Annotated in this window: 16 protein-coding genes and 1 riboswitch; of the genes, 9 read left to right on the top strand and 7 right to left on the bottom strand. The window is 60.2% G+C overall.

Going from position 1 to position 17,865, the window contains the following annotated elements:
* The 3 genes from Q4Q11_RS24780 to Q4Q11_RS24770 form a co-directional block, all read right to left on the bottom strand.
* On the bottom strand, positions 1-543 hold a 543-nt coding region (locus Q4Q11_RS24780; RefSeq protein WP_498571141.1), incomplete at its 3' end, for an ABC transporter permease subunit.
* A gap of 248 nt (positions 544-791) precedes the next feature.
* Positions 792-1,790, bottom strand: a complete 999-nt coding sequence (locus Q4Q11_RS24775) for an ABC transporter substrate-binding protein (protein ID WP_112510003.1) — start codon at positions 1,788-1,790, stop codon at positions 792-794.
* A gap of 811 nt (positions 1,791-2,601) precedes the next feature.
* On the bottom strand, positions 2,602-2,745 hold the full coding sequence (locus Q4Q11_RS24770; RefSeq protein WP_498571140.1) for a hypothetical protein: 144 nt from the start codon (positions 2,743-2,745) through the stop codon (positions 2,602-2,604).
* A 237-nt stretch (positions 2,746-2,982) separates the two neighbouring features.
* Between Q4Q11_RS24770 and Q4Q11_RS24765 the strand changes: the two genes are divergently transcribed.
* The gene (locus tag Q4Q11_RS24765; protein ID WP_113337208.1) at positions 2,983-4,437 is read left to right on the top strand and encodes a cobyric acid synthase; all 1,455 of its coding nucleotides are present in this window, start codon (positions 2,983-2,985) and stop codon (positions 4,435-4,437) included.
* On the opposite strand, the gene Q4Q11_RS24760 is transcribed toward Q4Q11_RS24765, so the two are convergent.
* The gene (locus Q4Q11_RS24760) at positions 4,434-6,230 is read right to left on the bottom strand and encodes a chloride channel protein (RefSeq protein WP_112509999.1); all 1,797 of its coding nucleotides are present in this window, start codon (positions 6,228-6,230) and stop codon (positions 4,434-4,436) included. The genes Q4Q11_RS24765 and Q4Q11_RS24760 overlap by 4 nt on opposite strands.
* A 180-nt stretch (positions 6,231-6,410) precedes the next feature.
* Positions 6,411-6,807, top strand: a riboswitch (cobalamin riboswitch).
* Between Q4Q11_RS24760 and Q4Q11_RS24755 the strand changes: the two genes are divergently transcribed.
* From Q4Q11_RS24755 to cobO, 6 genes are all read left to right on the top strand, one after another.
* On the top strand, positions 6,795-6,944 hold the full coding sequence (locus tag Q4Q11_RS24755) for a hypothetical protein (RefSeq protein WP_162736027.1): 150 nt from the start codon (positions 6,795-6,797) through the stop codon (positions 6,942-6,944). Its footprint overlaps the riboswitch before it by 13 nt.
* 3 nt (positions 6,945-6,947) lie before the next feature.
* A complete protein-coding gene (gene cobU, locus Q4Q11_RS24750; protein ID WP_112509997.1) occupies positions 6,948-7,472 on the top strand; it encodes a bifunctional adenosylcobinamide kinase/adenosylcobinamide-phosphate guanylyltransferase in 525 nt (174 codons plus the stop codon).
* A gap of 5 nt (positions 7,473-7,477) precedes the next feature.
* Complete coding sequence (cobW, locus tag Q4Q11_RS24745) at positions 7,478-8,527, top strand: cobalamin biosynthesis protein CobW (RefSeq protein WP_112510353.1); 1,050 nt, start codon at positions 7,478-7,480, stop codon at positions 8,525-8,527.
* A gap of 236 nt (positions 8,528-8,763) precedes the next feature.
* The gene (cobN, locus tag Q4Q11_RS24740) at positions 8,764-12,591 is read left to right on the top strand and encodes a cobaltochelatase subunit CobN (protein ID WP_498571139.1); all 3,828 of its coding nucleotides are present in this window, start codon (positions 8,764-8,766) and stop codon (positions 12,589-12,591) included.
* Complete coding sequence (locus tag Q4Q11_RS24735; RefSeq protein ID WP_498571138.1) at positions 12,588-13,187, top strand: dimethylsulfonioproprionate lyase family protein; 600 nt, start codon at positions 12,588-12,590, stop codon at positions 13,185-13,187. The genes cobN and Q4Q11_RS24735 overlap by 4 nt, the downstream gene beginning before the upstream one ends.
* A complete protein-coding gene (cobO, locus tag Q4Q11_RS24730; RefSeq protein WP_112509991.1) occupies positions 13,184-13,828 on the top strand; it encodes a cob(I)yrinic acid a,c-diamide adenosyltransferase in 645 nt (214 codons plus the stop codon). The genes Q4Q11_RS24735 and cobO overlap by 4 nt, the downstream gene beginning before the upstream one ends.
* A 15-nt stretch (positions 13,829-13,843) precedes the next feature.
* On the opposite strand, the gene Q4Q11_RS24725 is transcribed toward cobO, so the two are convergent.
* The 3 genes from Q4Q11_RS24725 to Q4Q11_RS24715 all read right to left on the bottom strand — a co-directional run bounded on the left by Q4Q11_RS24725 (position 13,844) and on the right by Q4Q11_RS24715 (position 15,891).
* On the bottom strand, positions 13,844-14,641 hold the full coding sequence (locus Q4Q11_RS24725; RefSeq protein WP_498571142.1) for a helix-turn-helix domain-containing protein: 798 nt from the start codon (positions 14,639-14,641) through the stop codon (positions 13,844-13,846).
* Positions 14,641-15,006 (bottom strand): nuclear transport factor 2 family protein, encoded by a 366-nt coding sequence (locus Q4Q11_RS24720; RefSeq protein ID WP_498571137.1) that lies wholly within the window; start codon positions 15,004-15,006, stop codon positions 14,641-14,643. The genes Q4Q11_RS24725 and Q4Q11_RS24720 overlap by 1 nt, the downstream gene beginning before the upstream one ends.
* Before the next feature lie 99 nt (positions 15,007-15,105).
* Complete coding sequence (locus tag Q4Q11_RS24715) at positions 15,106-15,891, bottom strand: TSUP family transporter (protein ID WP_112509985.1); 786 nt, start codon at positions 15,889-15,891, stop codon at positions 15,106-15,108.
* A 147-nt stretch (positions 15,892-16,038) separates the two neighbouring features.
* Between Q4Q11_RS24715 and Q4Q11_RS24710 the strand changes: the two genes are divergently transcribed.
* Positions 16,039-16,443, top strand: a complete 405-nt coding sequence (locus Q4Q11_RS24710) for a cobalamin biosynthesis protein (protein WP_112510351.1) — start codon at positions 16,039-16,041, stop codon at positions 16,441-16,443.
* 160 nt (positions 16,444-16,603) lie between these two features.
* Complete coding sequence (locus tag Q4Q11_RS24705; RefSeq protein ID WP_498571136.1) at positions 16,604-17,563, top strand: nucleoside hydrolase; 960 nt, start codon at positions 16,604-16,606, stop codon at positions 17,561-17,563.
* Positions 17,564-17,865: the final 302 nt, after the last annotated feature.

Here is a 17,865-nt window from a genome sequence, read left to right as displayed (position 1 = left end):
GGCATAGATGACGACGGCGATGAGGCCCGGCACCTTGCCGATGCCGAAGATGACGACGACCGGAATGAGGTAGACGAAGCTCGGCATGGTCTGCATTACATCGAGGATCGGATTGACGATCGACTGCAGCCGGTCGGAGCGCGCCATCAATATGCCGATGGGCAGGCCGATGACGATGGCGATCAGCGTACAGACCGTTACCATGGCGAGCGTGACCATCGTGTCGGTCCAAAGGCCGAAGACACCGATGAGGATCATGGAGATCGCGGTGCCGGCGACAATTTTGAAGTTGCGGCTTGCGGCATAGACGACGAGCATCATGACGATGAGCACGATGAACCAGGGCGTATTGGTGAAAGCCCATTCAAGATAGTTCAAAAACCACTGCAGCGGCTGCACGACGGCGTCGATGAGAGTCCCGTAGGCACGGACGGATGCCCTGAAGCCGTCATCGATGTTCTTGCGTGCAAGGCGTATGATGGACTCGTCTATTGCCGGAAAGTTGCAGAGCACATTCGGCAGGATCGTACACTGAATAGCCATGTATTTCCCCTTCTTAGTCCGGTTCTGTCCTCGTCCGCGCATGTGGCCTTCATGCATGGATGGTCATGCAGCGCTGCGACCGGTTCTTCAGCCTGCTTTTGAATTCTTACAGCATTCGCCGTCGCCGATCTGCGCTCATTGCGACTTCGCTCCGTGTCGCTCCGTCAGCAGGAGCGTCATTCCAGTAGCTGCGTGCGAATATGAAATGGGCGGCAGACGCAGGCCTGCCGCCGATTATGCAGAACGGATCAGAGCGAAGCCTTGACCTTGGCGGCGACGTCAGGCTTAACCCACTTAGTCCACATGTCGGGGTAGGTCTTGAGGAAATACTTGGCGCCGTCCTCGTTCGTACCCTGATTGTCGGTCATCCAGGCGAGAACCTTGCCGACGGTGGCGTTATCCCATTTGCGGGTCTTCATATAGTCCATCGCAATGCCGGCCTTTGCCGCAAAGTCCTTGGTCACGACGGTATAGACATCCGAGACTGGATAGGAGTTCACCTTCGGATTGGCGCAATCCTGCTGCGACGTGCAGGCGTCCCATTCCTTCTTGTCGTGTGGCGCGTTGAAGCTCAGGCGAACCATGTCATACTTGCCGAGGATTGCGGTTGGCGCCCAGTAGTAGCCGAGCCAGCCGGTCTTCTTCTCGAAAGCGTTGGCGATCGAGCCGTCGAGGCCTGCTGCCGAACCGGTGTCGACCAGCGTGAAGCCGAGCTTGTCGGCGCCGAGGGCCTTGTAGAGATTGGCGGTCGAGATTTGGCAGTTCCAGCCGGCCGGGCAGTTATATACTGCGCCCTTGGAAGAATCTTCCGGAGCAGGGAAGAGTTCCGGATGCTTCAGCGCGTCCTGAACGGTCTTGATGTCCGGATGGGCGTCGGCGAGGAACTTCGGAATCCACCAGCCTTCCACGCCGCCATCGCTCAAGAGCGGTGCCGCCTCGATCAAACGGCCTTCGGATACGGCCTTGTCGAGCGCGGTGCGCACGGCATTGACCCAAAGCTCGGGCGCGACGTCAGGTTGGCCCTTTTCGTTCATGGAGGTGAAGGTCGGCTGCGTGTCGCCGGTCACCAGGGTAACGTTACAGCCGTAACCATTTTGCAGGATGATCTTGTCGACCTGAGCGGCAACGCCGGCAGATGCCCAGTTCATTTCAGCGATGGATACGGTGCCGCAATCTGCGGCTTGCGCCGAGCCAGCCAAAGCATAGGCGCCGAATGCGAAGATAGCGGAAGCAAGAAGCTTCTTCATTTTACATTGTCTCCCAATTTTTCGTTACGTTGCGAAAATCGACTCCAACGCGTGCGATGTCCGTCGATCCCCTGTCAGCGTGGTTCAACCACAACCGCTCCAACGCCGCTGACGACGCCCGTACGGTCCCCTTTGCTGCTGTCGTGCATCTGGTCTTTTTGCGACCGCGGAACCCTGTCGCGGTCGTGTGCTTTTTACATCGACACGGCGCAGCCTAAGGATTTGAGTGGAGAAATCAACAGCCCGCCGGCCAAATGAAGTTATCGTGCCTCTTGGAGAAGCTTATATAAGCGACTGAATTAGCCTGTTTTCTGCTATTCTTGGCTGCAAAACGGGCATTGTGGGGCTTTTGCAGGGGTTTGCAGCCGGGATGAAATTAAGAGCAGCTAAATATCGCGTCCCCGAAAGACGTTTTATGTTTCATTTGCGTCGTTTGTGATTTCTCAATGTAAAGAGGAAAATTTTCAAAAAAATTTCGAATTTACTCCAATTTAAGCACTTAATAACCCTCCGGTAACGATGTCAGCTTATCAATCGATGCGTGGCGGGGGACATACCGCCGCTTCCCTGGATCAGGTTTTGCGTACCGGGGAAAGCGAACCTTGCGGCGTTTGTGCAGGGGAGCCGGCGTTTTTGGCAAACCGCGCTGATCCCGGATCGCGCGGTTTTCGCATTTCACGATACCGGTTCGAGACGGTTTGAGGCGTCTCAACGGGCATTCTTTTTTCACCACTGCCGTCGGGCAAAGATAAAGCCGCCGATGCTGTCACATGGCGGCTTCTCTTCTGTCGGGCAGGCGGCTTGACGGGTATCAGCCGGCATTATAGGTGCGGATGAAGCCGATGGTGCCGAAGCGCGTGTCGAGCTGCTGCAGGCGGTTCTCGGGGCGATGGGCCGGAAGCTTGCCGTTCCAGGCGATCTGGATGGAATTCTGTCTGTTGAAGATGAAGAGCATTTAGGGTGTCCTCCGAGCCGGATCGGCTGGTGTTCGTTATGTGTTTTCGCGATGGAGATAATCCTCTTCGGCGTAACTAACAACGGATGAAATCGTCATCCCGTGTCGCAAACAGAGTATGTTCGAGCGTGAGGCATTTTTGTATCGTGATCGCATTTTTCAGCGGTTGGCGATCGCGGCAAAATCGAGGCGAAACCTAGTGTTTTCAGTGGCTGTGGCATATCGAGGTGGTGGGGAATGACAAAGGCGATCATGCTGCAGGGAACCGGCTCCGATGTCGGAAAAACGGTATTGGTCGCGGGGCTATGCCGGCTGTTTGCCAACAGGGGCGTGAGGGTGCGTCCCTTCAAGCCGCAGAACATGTCCAACAACGCGGCCGTTGCCGAGGACGGCGGCGAGATCGGTCGTGCCCAATGGCTGCAGTCGCTGGCGGCGCGCGTGCCGTCATCCGTGCACATGAATCCGGTGCTGTTGAAGCCGCAATCGGAAACGGGCAGCCAGATCATCGTTCAGGGCAAGGTCTGGGGCCAAGCCAAGGGCAGGGACTATCAGGCGCTGAAGCCGCAATTGCTCGGCGCGGTGCTTGAAAGCTTCGCCGCGATGCGCGCAGGAATCGACCTCGTCATCGTCGAAGGCGCGGGTTCGCCCGCCGAGATCAATCTTCGACGGGGCGACATCGCCAATATGGGTTTTGCCACACGCGCCAATGTTCCCGTGGTCCTAGTCGGAGACATAGATCGCGGCGGTGTGATCGCGTCGCTTGTCGGCACATACCATATCCTGCCGGAAGAAGACCGGCAGATGATCCGCGGCTATCTGATCAACAAGTTTCGCGGCGATGTCTCGCTGTTCGGGGAAGGCATAGAGGCGATCAACGGCTTTACGGGCTGGCAATGTCACGGTGTCGTACCATGGCTCAAGGCGGCGGCGCGCCTGCCGGCGGAAGATTCCGTCGTATTGGAGCGGCTTGCCCGCGGCTCCTCCGGCGCGCTGAAGGTTGCCGTGCCGGTGCTGTCGCGCATCGCCAATTTCGACGATCTCGACCCGTTGCGGGCAGAGTCCGATGTCGGTCTCGTCTTTGTGAAACCCGGCGAGCGTTTGCCTACCGATGCGGGACTTGTCGTACTGCCCGGCTCGAAGTCCACGATCGGTGACCTCCTTGACCTGCGCGAGCAGGGATGGGATCGCGATATTGCCGCGCATGTGCGCCGCGGTGGCCGCGTCATCGGCATTTGCGGCGGCTATCAGATGCTTGGTCACGCGGTCCACGATCCACTCGGCATCGAAGGATCGGTGACGGAGACACCCGGGTTGGGCCTGCTGGATATCGAGACGGAAATGGCGCCGGAAAAGACCGTGCGCAACAGCACTGCCATCTCGAAGGAATTTGACGTGCCGCTATCTGGCTATGAGATCCATCTCGGTACGACGCGCGGCGCCGACTGCGATCGGCCCTCGGCGATGATCGATGGCCGGCCCGACGGAGCGATATCGCCAGACGGCCGTGTCATGGGCACATACTTGCATGGCCTTTTCAGCAGCGACGCCTATCGGGCAAAGCTGCTCGCAAGCTTCGGCCTTTCCGGCGAGCGCATGAACTATCGCGCCAGCGTCGATGCAGCACTGGACGAAGTTGCTGCGGAGCTGGAAAGCGTACTGGATCCCGCCTGGCTTGATAGCCTGATCAGCTAAAGTTCGCCCGACACTTCCCGGCGGCGGCGGTCGAGTTCTTCGCTGTAGCGACGCAGCGTATAGCTCTCTGTCAGGAGGCCGATCACCTTGCGCTCGATCAGGTCGTTGATCACGACAAGCGCTTCGGCCTTCGTCTGGTCGAACATGGCGGCGGCCTGCTTGGCATTCATTTGCGGCTGCAGGAACTCGTTGCGAAGCTGGATGAAATCGGAAAGCCCGTGTTCCTCGTCATCCTTCTCGATGGGGCTTGCATAAACGTCGGGCACTAGGACCATTCCAGAGTATTTCCCGTGCTTGTCGACCAGGATGACGCGCTGGGCCGAGCCGATCGGAAAATTCTTGCGGAATTCCTCGATGCTCATGTCGATGCTGCCCGTATGCACGTCGGGGCGCATCATGCGCGCGACAGTAAGATTGCGGATCCAGCCGACATCGTGGGCGCTGCGGATGCTTTCGCCGCGCAGATGGAAGCGCCATGTGGCGAACGAGTAGCCGAAGGTCGTGCGCACGACGAGCGAAGAGGTGATGACGGCAGCCAGCACCAGTGCGGTGATCGGGAAATCGCCGGTAATTTCCAGCGCCAGGAAGGTCATGGTCAGCGGGCCGCCGATGATTGCGACGGCAAGCGAACTCATGCCGACCACGGCGTAAACGACCGGCGTCAGAGTGGCGTGATCGAAATAGGGAGCGCAGTAGGCGAAGATCTTGCCGAGCAGCGCGCCCATGAACAGCGACGCGAAGAACAGGCCGCCTCTGAAGCCGGAGCCGATCGAAACCGCCGAGGCCAGGGATTTCAGGATGAACAGGCCGACGAGCGCGCCAAGAGTCACATTCGTTGATAGATTGAGATGCAGGGCTCCGTGACCGGCGGACAGAACCTGGGGCGAGATGAGGGCGAGCAGGCCAACGACCAAACCGCCGAGCGCAGGGCGGAAAGGTGTCGCGATGGAACTCTTGCGCGCCAGTTCCTCTACCCAGGCGACGCCCTGCATGATCAGGATACCGATGCCGGCGCAGAAGGCGCCGAGCAGGATGGACGGAAGATAATCCGCTGGGACGATCGCGCCGAAATGGTCGATATCGATGGCGAAGTCATCGCCGGCAAGCAGCCTTGCGATGACTGTCGATATCAGGGCCGATACGACGACGGGCGTCAAGGTCAGGATCGAATAACTGCCGATGATCAGCTCGAAGGCGTAGAAGGCGCCGGTGAGCGGCGCATTGAAGGCGGCGGCGATGGCGCCGGCCGCTCCGCAGCCGACGAGCATGCGCAGGTCCGCGCGACGCATCTGCATCTTGTAGCCGAATTTGGAGGCAATGCCGGCAGCGAGCTGCGTGTAACCTGCTTCAAGCCCGACGGAGGCGCCGAATCCGTTCGAAATCAGGTTCTGCACCGCAACGATGATACTGTCGGTAAGCGACATGCGGCCGCCGTGCAGCGCGTTAGCCTCGATCGGATCGACCATCGGCTTCTTGCGCGTACGCGACAATATATAGAGCAGGATGCCGAGGATGATGCCGCCCGCAATGGGGGCAACGAACAGGACGGATTTTTCAGGAATCGCCATCGCCGCCGAACTGAGGCGTTCGTAGTCGGTTATGCCGTATATAAGGCTGTGGAGCTTGCGCGAGACATAGCTCATCGCCGTCACGGCGCAACCGGAGGCTATTCCCGCCAGCGCGCCGGCGAAAACCAGTCCCAGTTCGCCACGGCGCAGCAATGCCCTGAACCGACCGAGATCGAATAGAGCCGAGAGGACGCCGAGACGGCGCGGTTGGAATTTCTGCAGCATGGGGAGCGGACGATACGTTTTATTCGAATGTGAGGTCTTACTCTCTATAAACTCCTAACATCAAAGAAATACGGCAAAAAAACCGCTGGTTTTACGCGAATTTTCAGCCGATTTCGCAATCAGGACGGCGCAGGTCGCATCCATGCCCTTGATTGACTTGAACTAAGTGAAAGCCTAATCATTGCGAACATAACGAATGGTTCCCGGGCGGCGATCTGCCGCATGGGATGAAAAGGGAATGTGAAGGGACGGACCCAATTCGGGCGTTCTCATCACAGCCGACCCCGCGACTGTAGAGCGGTCAGGGTCTTTCGTTCGGTTTGAGGCCATTCCGTCGATGGTTCGCATGGGGCGAACGGGGCGGGGGCAGGCACGAATCGAAAAAGCCACTGGCGTGGCATCATGATCAACCGGGGCTGGACGCCTCTTATTCTACGAATCGTCCGCCTTTTCATGATGGATTGCCGGGAAGGCGAGAAGACCCGCTGGCACACGATCGGGGCGACCGGTCTCGGTCCGCCCCCATCGCGGCGCCTTATCCGCGAGCCAGGAGACCTGCCATGCGTGCCGGGCGCAAGCCTGTTCTGGGACATCGGTTCCGCTGCCAGCACGGAGGTTGTCATGGCGCAAGACGAGTTTTCGGCGTGTAGACGCCCTGTTTCCGGTTTCAGCGACATGCTGCCGATCCTCGCCATTGCGTGGGAGCGGGCATAGCGCATGTCCTCTTCGACTTCTCAAGCCATTTTCGTCCTCGGTGGGGCGCGCTCCGGCAAATCCAGATTTGCCGAACTTCGGATTTCCGACATGGGTCTCGAACGTCACTATGTGGCGACAGGACGGGCGTGGGACGACGAGATGCGTGAGCGCATCGCGCAGCATCGTGCCGACCGTGGTGACCTTTGGCAGACGCATGAGGATCCGATCGATCTTGTGGCGCGGCTCGCCGCGATCGACGCCCAGGGTCGTGCTGTGCTCGTCGACTGCCTGACCCTTTGGGTCACCAATCTGATGATGGCCGAGCGTGATATGGCGGCGGAGTTCGCCGCCCTCGCGGAATTCCTGCCGAAGGCGCGGTCGCGGCTCGTTCTCGTCTCCAACGAGGTGGGTTTCGGAATCGTTCCGGAAAATCGCATGGCGCGCGAGTTTCGCGATCATGCCGGCCGCCTGCACCAGATGGTCGCGGCGGCGAGTGCCGAAGTTTATTTTATCGCAGCGGGCTTGCCGCTGAAAATGAAGGGCTGATGCATATGAACCAGGAAAAGATTCCCGCCACCGTCATCACCGGATTCCTGGGAGCCGGCAAGACGACGATGATCCGCAACCTCCTGCAGAACGCCGGTGGCAAGAAGATCGCGCTGATCATCAATGAATTCGGCGATCTCGGCGTCGACGGCGACGTGCTCAAGGGCTGCGGCGCGGAGAACTGCACCGAAGACGATATCATCGAGCTGACCAATGGCTGCATCTGCTGCACCGTCGCCGACGATTTCATCCCGACGATGACGAGGCTTCTGGAGCGCGATGCGCGCCCGGATCACATCGTCATCGAGACCTCGGGCCTTGCGCTGCCGCAGCCGCTGGTCGCAGCTTTCAACTGGCCTGACATCCGCACCCATGTCACGGTCGATGGCGTCATTACCGTCGTCGACAGCGCTGCCGTCGCTGCCGGGCGGTTCGCCGACGATCACGACGCCGTCGAGGCCCGCCGCATCGAGGACGACTCGCTCGATCATGAAAGCCCGATCGAAGAACTGTTCGAGGATCAGCTGACTTGTGCCGATCTGATCGTGCTCAACAAGACCGATTTGATCGATGGCGACGGTCTCGGCCGCGTCCGCGCCGAGGTTGCCTCCCGCACTGCCCGCAAGCCGACGATCATCGAAGCGAAGAACGGCGACGTGCCGGCCGCCATCCTGCTTGGCCTCGGCATCGGCACGGAAGACGATATCGTCAACCGCAAATCGCATCACGAGCTGGAGCATGAGGACGGCACGCCGCACGATCACGACGAGTTCGACAGCTTCGTGATCGAGCTCGGCCCGATTGCCGATCCGGTTGCCTTTGTCGATGCGCTGAAAGGCGTGATTGCAGAGCATGACGTGCTGCGCCTCAAGGGCTTCGTCGATGTGCCCGGCAAGCCAATGCGCCTGCAGATCCAAGCCGTCGGTAGTCGCATCGACACCTATTTCGATCGCGCCTGGGCGCCGGGCGAAGCACGCGCGACCCGGCTTGTCGTTATCGGCCTGCATGAGATGGACGAGACGATCGTTCGCAAGGCGATTGAAGCGTTGGTTTGATCTATGTCGAGTCTTTGGCGTGTGATACCCCCCTCTGTCGCTCTCGCGACATCTCCCCCACAAGGGGGGAGATTGGAAGCTCGTGGCTGCCACATCGTAAAACAACCGGTGTTGGAAGCTGCTAGGGCTTTGGGAGGCAAGTCCAGAGAAGCATGGCACCGGATGATCTCCCCCCTTGTGGGGGAGATGCCACAACGTGACAGAGGGGGGTATGCCGCCGCATACTCTGCGGTCTAATGCACCTCCTTCTAGCTCAAAAGGGAACGATCAGCGACGGTGAAGAGGCGATCGACCTCGGTCAGTCGCCCGGCGATATTCTCTTTCTGTCGGCTGCCGATACCGAGCTTGCGGCGATTGCCACAGCGCACGGCGAGGGTGGCCGTTCCCTTCGGCTTGCAAGCCTGATGAGCCTCAAGCATCCGATGTCCGTCGATACCTATATCGACAGGACAGCCCGGCACGCGAAGCTCATCATCGTGCGGGCGCTGGGAGGCGCAAGCTATTTCCACTATGCGCTGGAGGCGCTGCATGCCTGCGCGGCGCGTCAAGGTGCGCTGATTGCTGTGCTGCCGGGCGATTCGAAAGCCGATCCCGGGCTGACGCCTTTTTCCAACGTGGCGCTCGATGATCTCAATGCGCTCTGGTCCTATCTGATAGAGGGCGGCCAGGCGAATTCGCGGGCGTTTCTCGCGTATGCCGAGGCGATGCTCTCGGGCGCCGAGAAGCCCATGCCCGCCGTGCCCTTGATGAAGGCTGGTATCTGGTGGCCGGGCCGGGGTATGATCGGCGTCGAGGAGTGGCGGACAGTTTCCAATTCTTGGATGGCAATCCCTGCAGGATTCGAACCTCCGACGATCGCGATTTCCTTCTACCGCGCTCTCGTCCAGAGTGGCGAAACCAAGCCTGTCGAAGCCATGATGCAGGCGCTCATCGCCGAGGGCATGCGGCCGTTGCCGGTCTTTGCCTATAGCCTCAAGGATGCCGTGTCCGTCGGCGTACTCGAAAGCATCTTTGCTGAGCTGAAGCCGGGTGTCGTCGTCAATGCCACGGGCTTTGCCGTGTCAGCCCCGGGTGCGGATCGCCAGCCGACGGTGCTGGAAACGGGTGAGGCTATCGTCCTTCAGGCCATCTTCTCGGCTTCCTCCAGGCAAGCCTGGGAGGCGTCCTCTCAGGGGCTTTCGGCACGGGATCTCGGCATGAACGTGGCTTTGCCCGAGGTAGACGGCAGAGTTCTCGCGCGCGCCGTATCCTTCAAGGCTGCGGCCCGCTATGACGAGCGGGTCGAGGCCAATATCGTGGCCAGCGAACCGCTTGAGGATCGCATGCGCTATACGGCGCGGCTGGCTGCCAATTGGGCACGACTGCGCAATACGGCGCCCAGAGATCGCCGCGTCGCGCTGGTTATGGCGAATTATCCCAATCGCGATGGACGCCTGGGCAACGGCGTCGGGCTCGATACCCCCGCCGGCACGATCGAGGTGCTGAAGGCGATGCGGATGGCGGGCTATGGTGTTGCCGATCTGCCTGGCGATGGCGATGCGCTGATGCGGCATCTGGCGGAAGGTCCCACGAATTCGGGGCATGACGGCCGTGTGGTCCGCGAGACGCTTTCCTTCAGCGACTACGAGGATTTCTTTTCGTCACTTCCCAAACAGATTCAGGATGACATTACGGGCCGCTGGGGTAAGCCAGAGGCGGATCCCTACGCGCTCGATACCGGCTTCGCCTTACCGTTTTCCCGTTTCGGCGATGTGCTTGTCGGCATTCAGCCGGCGCGCGGCTACAACATCGATCCGAAGGAGAGCTATCATTCTCCCGATCTCGTTCCGCCGCACGGCTATCTCGCCTTCTATGCGTTTCTGCGCCGCTCCTTCGATGCGCATGCAGTCATCCACATGGGCAAGCATGGCAATCTCGAATGGCTGCCGGGCAAGGCGCTGGCCCTTTCGGAAAACTGCTATCCGGAAGCGATCCTTGGGCCGCTGCCGAACCTCTATCCCTTCATCGTCAACGATCCCGGCGAGGGCACGCAGGCCAAGCGCCGCACGAGCGCCGTCATCATCGATCACCTGACGCCGCCGCTGACGCGCGCCGAAAGCTATGGTCCATTGAAGGATCTGGAGGCACTGGTCGACGAATATTACGAGGCCTCGGGCGGCGACCCTCGCCGCATCCGTCTCCTACGCAAGCAGATCCTCGATCTCGTCGCCGATATCGGGCTCGATCAGGATGCTGGCATTGCCAAGGGCGAGGGCGAAGACGAGGCATTGCGCAAGCTCGACGCCTATCTCTGCGATCTCAAGGAAATGCAGATCCGGGACGGCCTGCACATTTTCGGCGTTTCGCCTTCGGGACGGCTGCTGACGGACCTGACGGTGGCGCTGGCACGGGTGCCGCGCGGGCTGGGCGAAGGTGGCGACCAGAGCCTGCAGCGGGCGATTGCTCGGGATGCTTTGGAGAGTGCGGAGCGTGGGGAGAGTGCTATACCCCCCTCTGTCGCTCTCGCGACATCTCCCCCACAAGGGGGGAGATTCGATCCTTTAGACTGCGACATGGCCGCCGAATGGACCGGCCCGTGCCCCTCAATCCTCCAGGATGTCTCCGACGCCACCTGGCGCACTCAGGGCGATGCCGTCGAACGTATCGAACTTTTGGCCGCGAAGCTCGTGGATGGTGACATAGCCTGCCCCGAGAATTGGCCCAACACACGCATGGTCCTCGGTGAGATCGCCGCAAAGCTCCAGCCCTCCATCCTCGCTTGCGGCGATGCGGAAATCTCGGCTTTGCTCAAGGGCCTCGACGGCCGTTTCGTTCCGCCCGGCCCCTCTGGCGCGCCGACGCGTGGGCGACCTGATGTTCTGCCGACGGGACGGAATTTCTATTCGGTCGACAGCCGTGCTGTGCCGACCCCGGCGGCTTACGAACTCGGCAGGAAATCGGCCGAACTGCTGATCCGCCGTTACGTGCAGGATCATGGTGAATGGCCCGTTTCCTTCGGCCTGACGGCCTGGGGCACGTCGAACATGCGCACGGGTGGCGACGATGTCGCGCAGGCGCTGGCGCTGATCGGCGTCAAACCGGTATGGGACATGACGTCCCGCCGCGTTACCGGCTACGAGATTATTCCGCCAGCCATGCTTGGGCGGCCGCGCGTCGATGTCACGCTGCGTATCTCGGGCTTCTTCCGTGATGCCTTTCCGGAGCAGATCGCCTTGTTCGACAGGGCGATCCGCGCGGTCGGCATGCTCGATGAAGATATGGCCGACAATCCGATCGCGGCGCGCATGCGCGGCGAGATCGCTCGGCTGGAAGCCGCCGGCCTCGATACAAGCTCGGCCAGCCGCCGGGCCGGCTATCGCATCTTCGGCTCCAAGCCTGGAGCCTATGGCGCCGGTCTGCAGGCGCTCATAGATGAAAAGGGCTGGGAGCGGCGTGCGGATTTGGCAGAAGCCTATCTCGTCTGGGGCAGCTATGCCTATGGCGCCGGCGAGGAAGGCAGAGCCGAGCGCGGCGTTTTCGAGGAACGGTTGCGTTCCATCCAGGCGGTCGTGCAGAATCAGGACAATCGCGAGCACGATTTGCTCGACAGCGATGATTATTATCAATTCGAAGGCGGCATGGCGGCGGCAGCCGAGCAGCTTGGCGGTGCGCGGCCCTCGATCTATCACAACGATCATTCGAAGCCGGAAAAGCCTGTGATCCGATCGCTTGAGGAAGAGATCGGCCGGGTGGTGCGCGGGCGTGTCGTCAATCCCAAGTGGATCGAGGGCGTCATGCGCCATGGTTACAAGGGCGCCTTCGAGATCGCGGCAACGGTTGATTATCTCTTTGCCTTTGCCGCGACAACGGGTGCGGTACGCAATCATCATTTCGAGGCGGTCTACCAAGCCTTCGTGGTCGATCAGAGCGTGCGGGATTTCATGGCGGAGAAGAATCCGGCCGCGCTGCGGGACATGCGGGAGCGTCTGCTGGAGGCGATCGATCGCAGACTCTGGACGCCGAGAAGCAATTCGGCCAGATTCGATCTGGAAAACCTGGATAAGGGCAAGGAGGCGGCGGCATGAACGCGGTCGACGAGCTTCTGGTAGCCTTTCGAGACTATCTCCTATCGCGCAGCGATCCGACGCTGCAACGTTTCATTCAGGGCTTTGCCTGGTCGATGGCAGAGCGATCGCTGGCGCCGCATGATCTGCCGGTCGCTGCCTACCTTCGAAAACCCCGTCGATCGGGCGAGGGAGCCGAACGGGTTCTGTTCGACAAACTCGCCGATGCCGCGGATATGCTGCATTGGGCGCAGACCTACAGCATCACCGACTTCGGCAGCGATTTCCTGCAGCGATATGGCTGGGTCGAGCTGTTCGGCGCACGCGGGCATTTCGCCAGCGAGGAGATGGCCGGCGGTTTTCTGCTGCTCGGCCCCGAAGTGCATTATCCTGACCATCATCACACGGCCGAGGAAATCTATATCCCTCAGACCGACGGTTCCTTGTGGAGCAAGGATGCCCAGCCGTTCCTGCCGCGCTGGTCGGGCGAGATCATCCACCACCCTTCGAATATCCGCCATGCCATGCGGACGGAAGATGAGCCGCTTGTCGCGCTTTATCTGTGGCGCGGCGGTCCGCTGGCACAGAAATCGATCATATCAGGGAGAATGCAATGAGCGACGAATTGGCCGAAACCGGCGCGGGCGCCCCGAAGAACGACGATGCCCGCCACGCCGACAAGATGGCCAAGAAGAAGGCCGCGCGCGACAAGATCATGGCGACCAAGACCGACGAGAAAGGCTTGATCATCGTTCATACCGGGAAGGGCAAGGGAAAATCCTCTTCCGCCTTCGGCATGATCTTCCGCCACATCGCCCATGGGAAGCCCAGCGCCGTGGTGCAGTTCATCAAGGGCGCCATGTGGACCGGCGAGCGCGACCTGATCGAGAAGCATTTCTCCGATCTTTGCCAGTTTCATACGATGGGCGAAGGCTTCACCTGGGAAACGCAGGATCGTGCCCGCGACGTTGCGGCGGCATCCGCAGCCTGGGAAAAGGCCAAGGAACTGATCCGCGACGAGCGGAACTCGATGGTGCTGCTCGATGAGATCAATATCGCACTTCGTTACGACTATATCGATATCAACGAGGTGCTGGAATTCCTTAGGAACGAGAAGCCTTATATGACGCATGTCGTCCTTACAGGCCGCAACGCCAAGGAAGAGCTGATCGAGATCGCCGACCTCGTCACCGAGATGGAACTGATCAAGCATCCTTTCCGATCGGGCATCAAAGGCCAGCCGGGCGTCGAATTCTGATCGTCAGCCGGGCTCTCAATTGCCCGGCAGCATTGTCCTCAGTATTTCCGCCGTCTGCGGATTTGCGGGGAAGAAAGATTCGATCGCGAGTTCCGATAGGGTCACATCGACGGGCGTTCCGAAGACGGTCGTTGTCGAGAGCAAAGAAAGTTGTCCTGCTTCGGTGACAAGCTCGAGCGGTACTGCGATGCCTGCGAAGTCCCGCTCCGGTGCCGCTGATTTCGGGGCAGGTGGTGCGGGATAGGCTGACAGTTCCTGCAGCAATTTTTCCAGCATGGGATCGCCGGTCGCCGATATCTGCTGGCGCAGTCGCTCCAGCAGATGCGCACGCCATTCCGCGAGATTGGCAATGCGGGGTGCGAGACCGTGCGGATGCAGGCTGAGCCTGAGGACGTTGATCGGCCCCTCGGTCAGCGAAGCTTCGACGCCGGCCATAAGAGGTGCGACGGCGGCATTGGCCGCGATCAGCGTCCAGTGCCGATCGATAGCCACGGCCGGGAAGGGTTCGTGCCCCTTCAGGAGCGTATCGACTACGCGCCGCGCCGGAGCAAGCGCCGGATCGTCCAGCTTGCGTTCGGGAAAGACGGGGGCGAAACCCGCCGCCAGGAGCATCGGGTTGCGCTCGCGTAGCGGCACGCCGAGCCTTTCTGTGAGATGCATCAGCATGTCGCGGCTTGGAAGCGCACGCCCGCTCTCGATGAAGCTCAGATGCCGCTGCGATATATCGGCTTCAAGGGCGAATTCGAGCTGGCTCAGGCGGCGTCGCTGCCGCCATTCGCGCAGATGGTCGCCGAGAGAGCGGGTAGGGCTTATCATGCGGCAGCCGGCAGCTGGTCGATGAAGCCATGAACGGACTTCAGCCGGTCGCCTTCCAGGATGGCGAAATCCGTGCCCTTGATCAGCGGTTCGGCATCCGCCGGTCCGAATCCCCAGGAGAAACGGAGATTGTCGCCGTGCCGATCGCCGTCGGTGATCAAGGTAAAGCGGAAACCGGGGAAGCGATCGTGGGCGGCGGTGACCAGTGCGTGGATCTGCTCCTGATTGTCGGCACGCATCATCGGGTCGATGTAGTTGCAGTTTTCCGTCCACGCCTCGGCAATGAGCGCGCGGCGACGTTCGGTATCGGCCTCGTTCCAGATGGCGATATAGCGGTCTGCAATGGTGTTCGCGTCAGTCATCGGTCAACTCCTTTGGATCGCCTGAACCGTTCAGGCAGGGCGATCATCGGCGCGTACCGAAGCACTATCAATTACGTCGGAGGTAATCAAAAGCCTGTTTCAGAGACCGAGCCAGATTCTGACGGGATGCGTGGGGTCCGCCAGCAGCTTGATCGCGAAGGCGATGCACACGAGGACCAGCAATGGCTTGATCAGCTTGGCGCCGATGCGCATGGCGAGCCGCGAACCGAGCTGGGCGCCGAGGAATTGGCCAACGCCCATTGTCAGACCGACCTTCCAAAGGATGGCGCCGGAAAAGATGAAGACGATCAGGCTGCCGAGATTCGATCCGAAATTGAGCAGCTTCGTATGTGCCGTCGCCTTCAGCAGGCCGAAGCCGGCGAGCGTCACGAAGGCGAGCATCAGAAACGAGCCGGTGCCGGGGCCGAATGCGCCGTCGTAGAAGCCGATCAACGGCACGAGCGTCACGCCGAAGAGTCCGGCGCTCATGCGCCGATGCTTTTCGACATCGCCGAGATTGGGTTTCAAGGCGAAATAGAGCGCAATTGCGATCAGCAGGAAAGGCAGGATGATACGCAGAACCTCGCTCGGCATGATTGTCGCCAGCAACGCACCGAGAATGCCTCCGATCACAGCCATCGCCGCCATGGGAAGCTGCTCGTGAAGCTCGACATGCCCCTGCCGGGCGTAGGCGATTGTTGCGGAGGCCGCGCCGCAGATCGACTGCACCTTGTTCGTGCCGAGGGTCTGCAGCGGGGGAATGCCCGATAGCAGCATGGCAGGTACGGTGATCAGCCCGCCGCCGCCCGCAATGGAATCAACGAAACCGGCAAAGAACGCTGCGGCGAAGAGCAAAAGCAGGATCTGGAATGTAATCTCGGGCAAGGCGGGAACTCGGAGGCGGGAAATCAGCGGTCTTCTGGCACTTCGTCTGCCGCAACGCAATTGCTATCAGGACACACAAGGCGAAATTGACGTGCCGAAAAGTGGCCGCTACAGCTGACATATCGGTCGATGCTGTTGGGAGCGAATATGACGACATATGCCAATTCCGCCCGCCGCTATGTTCTGGGCCTCGGCTGCGAGCGCGGGACGGATTGGAACGATGTGCGCACGCTTGCGGAAAGAGCCTTCCGGGAAGCTGAGATCGGAAGCGATCAGGTTCTTGTCGTCGTGTCGATCGAAAGCCGCATGGATGAGCCCGCCATTCTGGAAACCGCCACGCATTTCCGCCTCCCGGCGCGCTTTTTCAATGTCGCTGCGCTGGAGCGGGAGACGCCTCGCCTCAAGAATCCATCTGAGCTGGTTTTCGCCCGTGTCGGCTGCCATGGCGTCGCGGAGGCGGCCGCACTTGCTGCAGCGGGCGCGGACGGAGAACTCGTGCTTCCCAAGATCAAGTCCAGCTCCGCCACGGCGGCGATTGCCAGGATCGCTTGAACGCGGAAGTTCGGTTAAATCCGGCAGGTGACGGATGCGGCATCGCGGCGGCATTCCGCTGTCTGCCGTTCTCGTGTATGCCCATCGTTCAAGCATGATCCACAGCGGGAAGAAATTTCCGGAAGATCAGGCTTATTCAGTAAGTTGATAAGGAAAACTCATGCATAAGGTCATTTATGATACGGATCCGGGCGTCGATGATGCCATGGCGCTTCTCTTCCTGCATCGTCACCCGAAAATCGACCTTCTGGGCATAACGACGGTTTTCGGCAACGCCTCGGTGGATACGACGACCCGCAATGCGCTGTTTCTGAAGCGCGAGTGGAATATTCCGTGCCCGGTCGCCCGCGGAGCCGGCGTCACCTTCGATCCCTCGCGGCGGGAACGTCCTTGGCCGACCATCGTTCATGGCCATAATGGCCTCGGCGACATAGACGTCCCCGAGACGATCGACCTCCCGGCCGATCCACGGCCTGCCCACCAGTTCATCATCGATACCGTCCGTGCCAATCCGGACGAAATAACCCTTGTTGCCGTCGGCCGGATGACCAATCTCGCGCTGGCACTGAAGCACGATCCCGAAATTGCCTCGCTCGTGAAAAGCGTCGTCATCATGGGCGGCAATTTCTATGTGCCGGGCAATGTCTCTCCGGTCGCGGAAGCCAATATTCACGGTGATCCGGAAGCCGCCGATTTCGTCATGACCGCACCCTGGAAAGTCGTCGTGGTCGGTCTCGACGTGACATCGGTCACGACCATGAGCCGCGGCTATCTGGCCGATATGGCGAGGGACGGCGGACCTGCGGTGCAATTGCTGTCGGATTTGTCGCAATCCTATATCGATTTCTACAAGCACGCCGTCGAAGACGGCATGATGGTTCATGACAGCTGCGCCTGCGCTTATGTCGTGGCACCGGAACTGTTCGATACGATCGAAGGTGCCGTGCGTGTCGTCTGCGGCGGCATTGCCGATGGCCAGACGATCGTCAGGCCGGATGGCCGTCACTTCCCGCCGGGCGATTGGGACAATCTGCCGAGCCAGATCGTCTGTACCGGCATTCGCTCGCAGGAGGTCATCGATCTTATCCGCGACGCGATTTTGGAAAACGTGAAGTCCTGAGATCCATGTGGAGGGAGCGATCGCGCTCTCTCCATAACCTCGCTTAGGCGGCGAGTATATTTTACCGATTTTTCATAGGGCTATTCAAATGTCTGGATATGTTGAATCCGGAAGCCTGTGCGATGCGCCCTTTGTTTTTTGCAACCTGTCGTCCCTGGCAAAGACCATAGCGCGCCATCGCCGTATTTCGGATCATCCATCGCTTATTATCCGTAATGGAACGACATCGGGCTGCGACCGTCTTATCCCGTTCTCAACGTTGCAATTTCAGTCATCCGGGCATAGGACACAGAGGATGAACG

It is taken from the genome of Rhizobium sp. UFLA01-1127 (genome assembly GCF_059803845.1).
Note: the sequence above shows the minus strand (reverse complement) of the source record. Positions and strands in the feature narration are given on the sequence as shown.

Bases quoted from the DNA above. Each gene is read 5' to 3' on its own strand.
- cobU (WP_112509997.1), top strand. From the start codon at position 6,948: ATGTCCTCTTCGACTTCTCAAGCCATTTTCGTCCTCGGTGGGGCGCGC.
- Q4Q11_RS24735 (WP_498571138.1), top strand. From the start codon at position 12,588: ATGAACGCGGTCGACGAGCTTCTGGTAGCCTTTCGAGACTATCTCCTA.
- Q4Q11_RS24705 (WP_498571136.1), top strand. From the start codon at position 16,604: ATGCATAAGGTCATTTATGATACGGATCCGGGCGTCGATGATGCCATG.
- Q4Q11_RS24765 (WP_113337208.1), top strand. From the start codon at position 2,983: ATGACAAAGGCGATCATGCTGCAGGGAACCGGCTCCGATGTCGGAAAA.
- Q4Q11_RS24720 (WP_498571137.1), bottom strand. From the start codon at position 15,006: ATGACTGACGCGAACACCATTGCAGACCGCTATATCGCCATCTGGAAC.
- cobW (WP_112510353.1), top strand. From the start codon at position 7,478: ATGAACCAGGAAAAGATTCCCGCCACCGTCATCACCGGATTCCTGGGA.
- cobN (WP_498571139.1), top strand. From the start codon at position 8,764: ATGCACCTCCTTCTAGCTCAAAAGGGAACGATCAGCGACGGTGAAGAG.
- cobO (WP_112509991.1), top strand. From the start codon at position 13,184: ATGAGCGACGAATTGGCCGAAACCGGCGCGGGCGCCCCGAAGAACGAC.
- Q4Q11_RS24770 (WP_498571140.1), bottom strand. From the start codon at position 2,745: ATGCTCTTCATCTTCAACAGACAGAATTCCATCCAGATCGCCTGGAAC.
- Q4Q11_RS24710 (WP_112510351.1), top strand. From the start codon at position 16,039: ATGACGACATATGCCAATTCCGCCCGCCGCTATGTTCTGGGCCTCGGC.
- Q4Q11_RS24760 (WP_112509999.1), bottom strand. From the start codon at position 6,230: ATGCTGCAGAAATTCCAACCGCGCCGTCTCGGCGTCCTCTCGGCTCTA.
- Q4Q11_RS24775 (WP_112510003.1), bottom strand. From the start codon at position 1,790: ATGAAGAAGCTTCTTGCTTCCGCTATCTTCGCATTCGGCGCCTATGCT.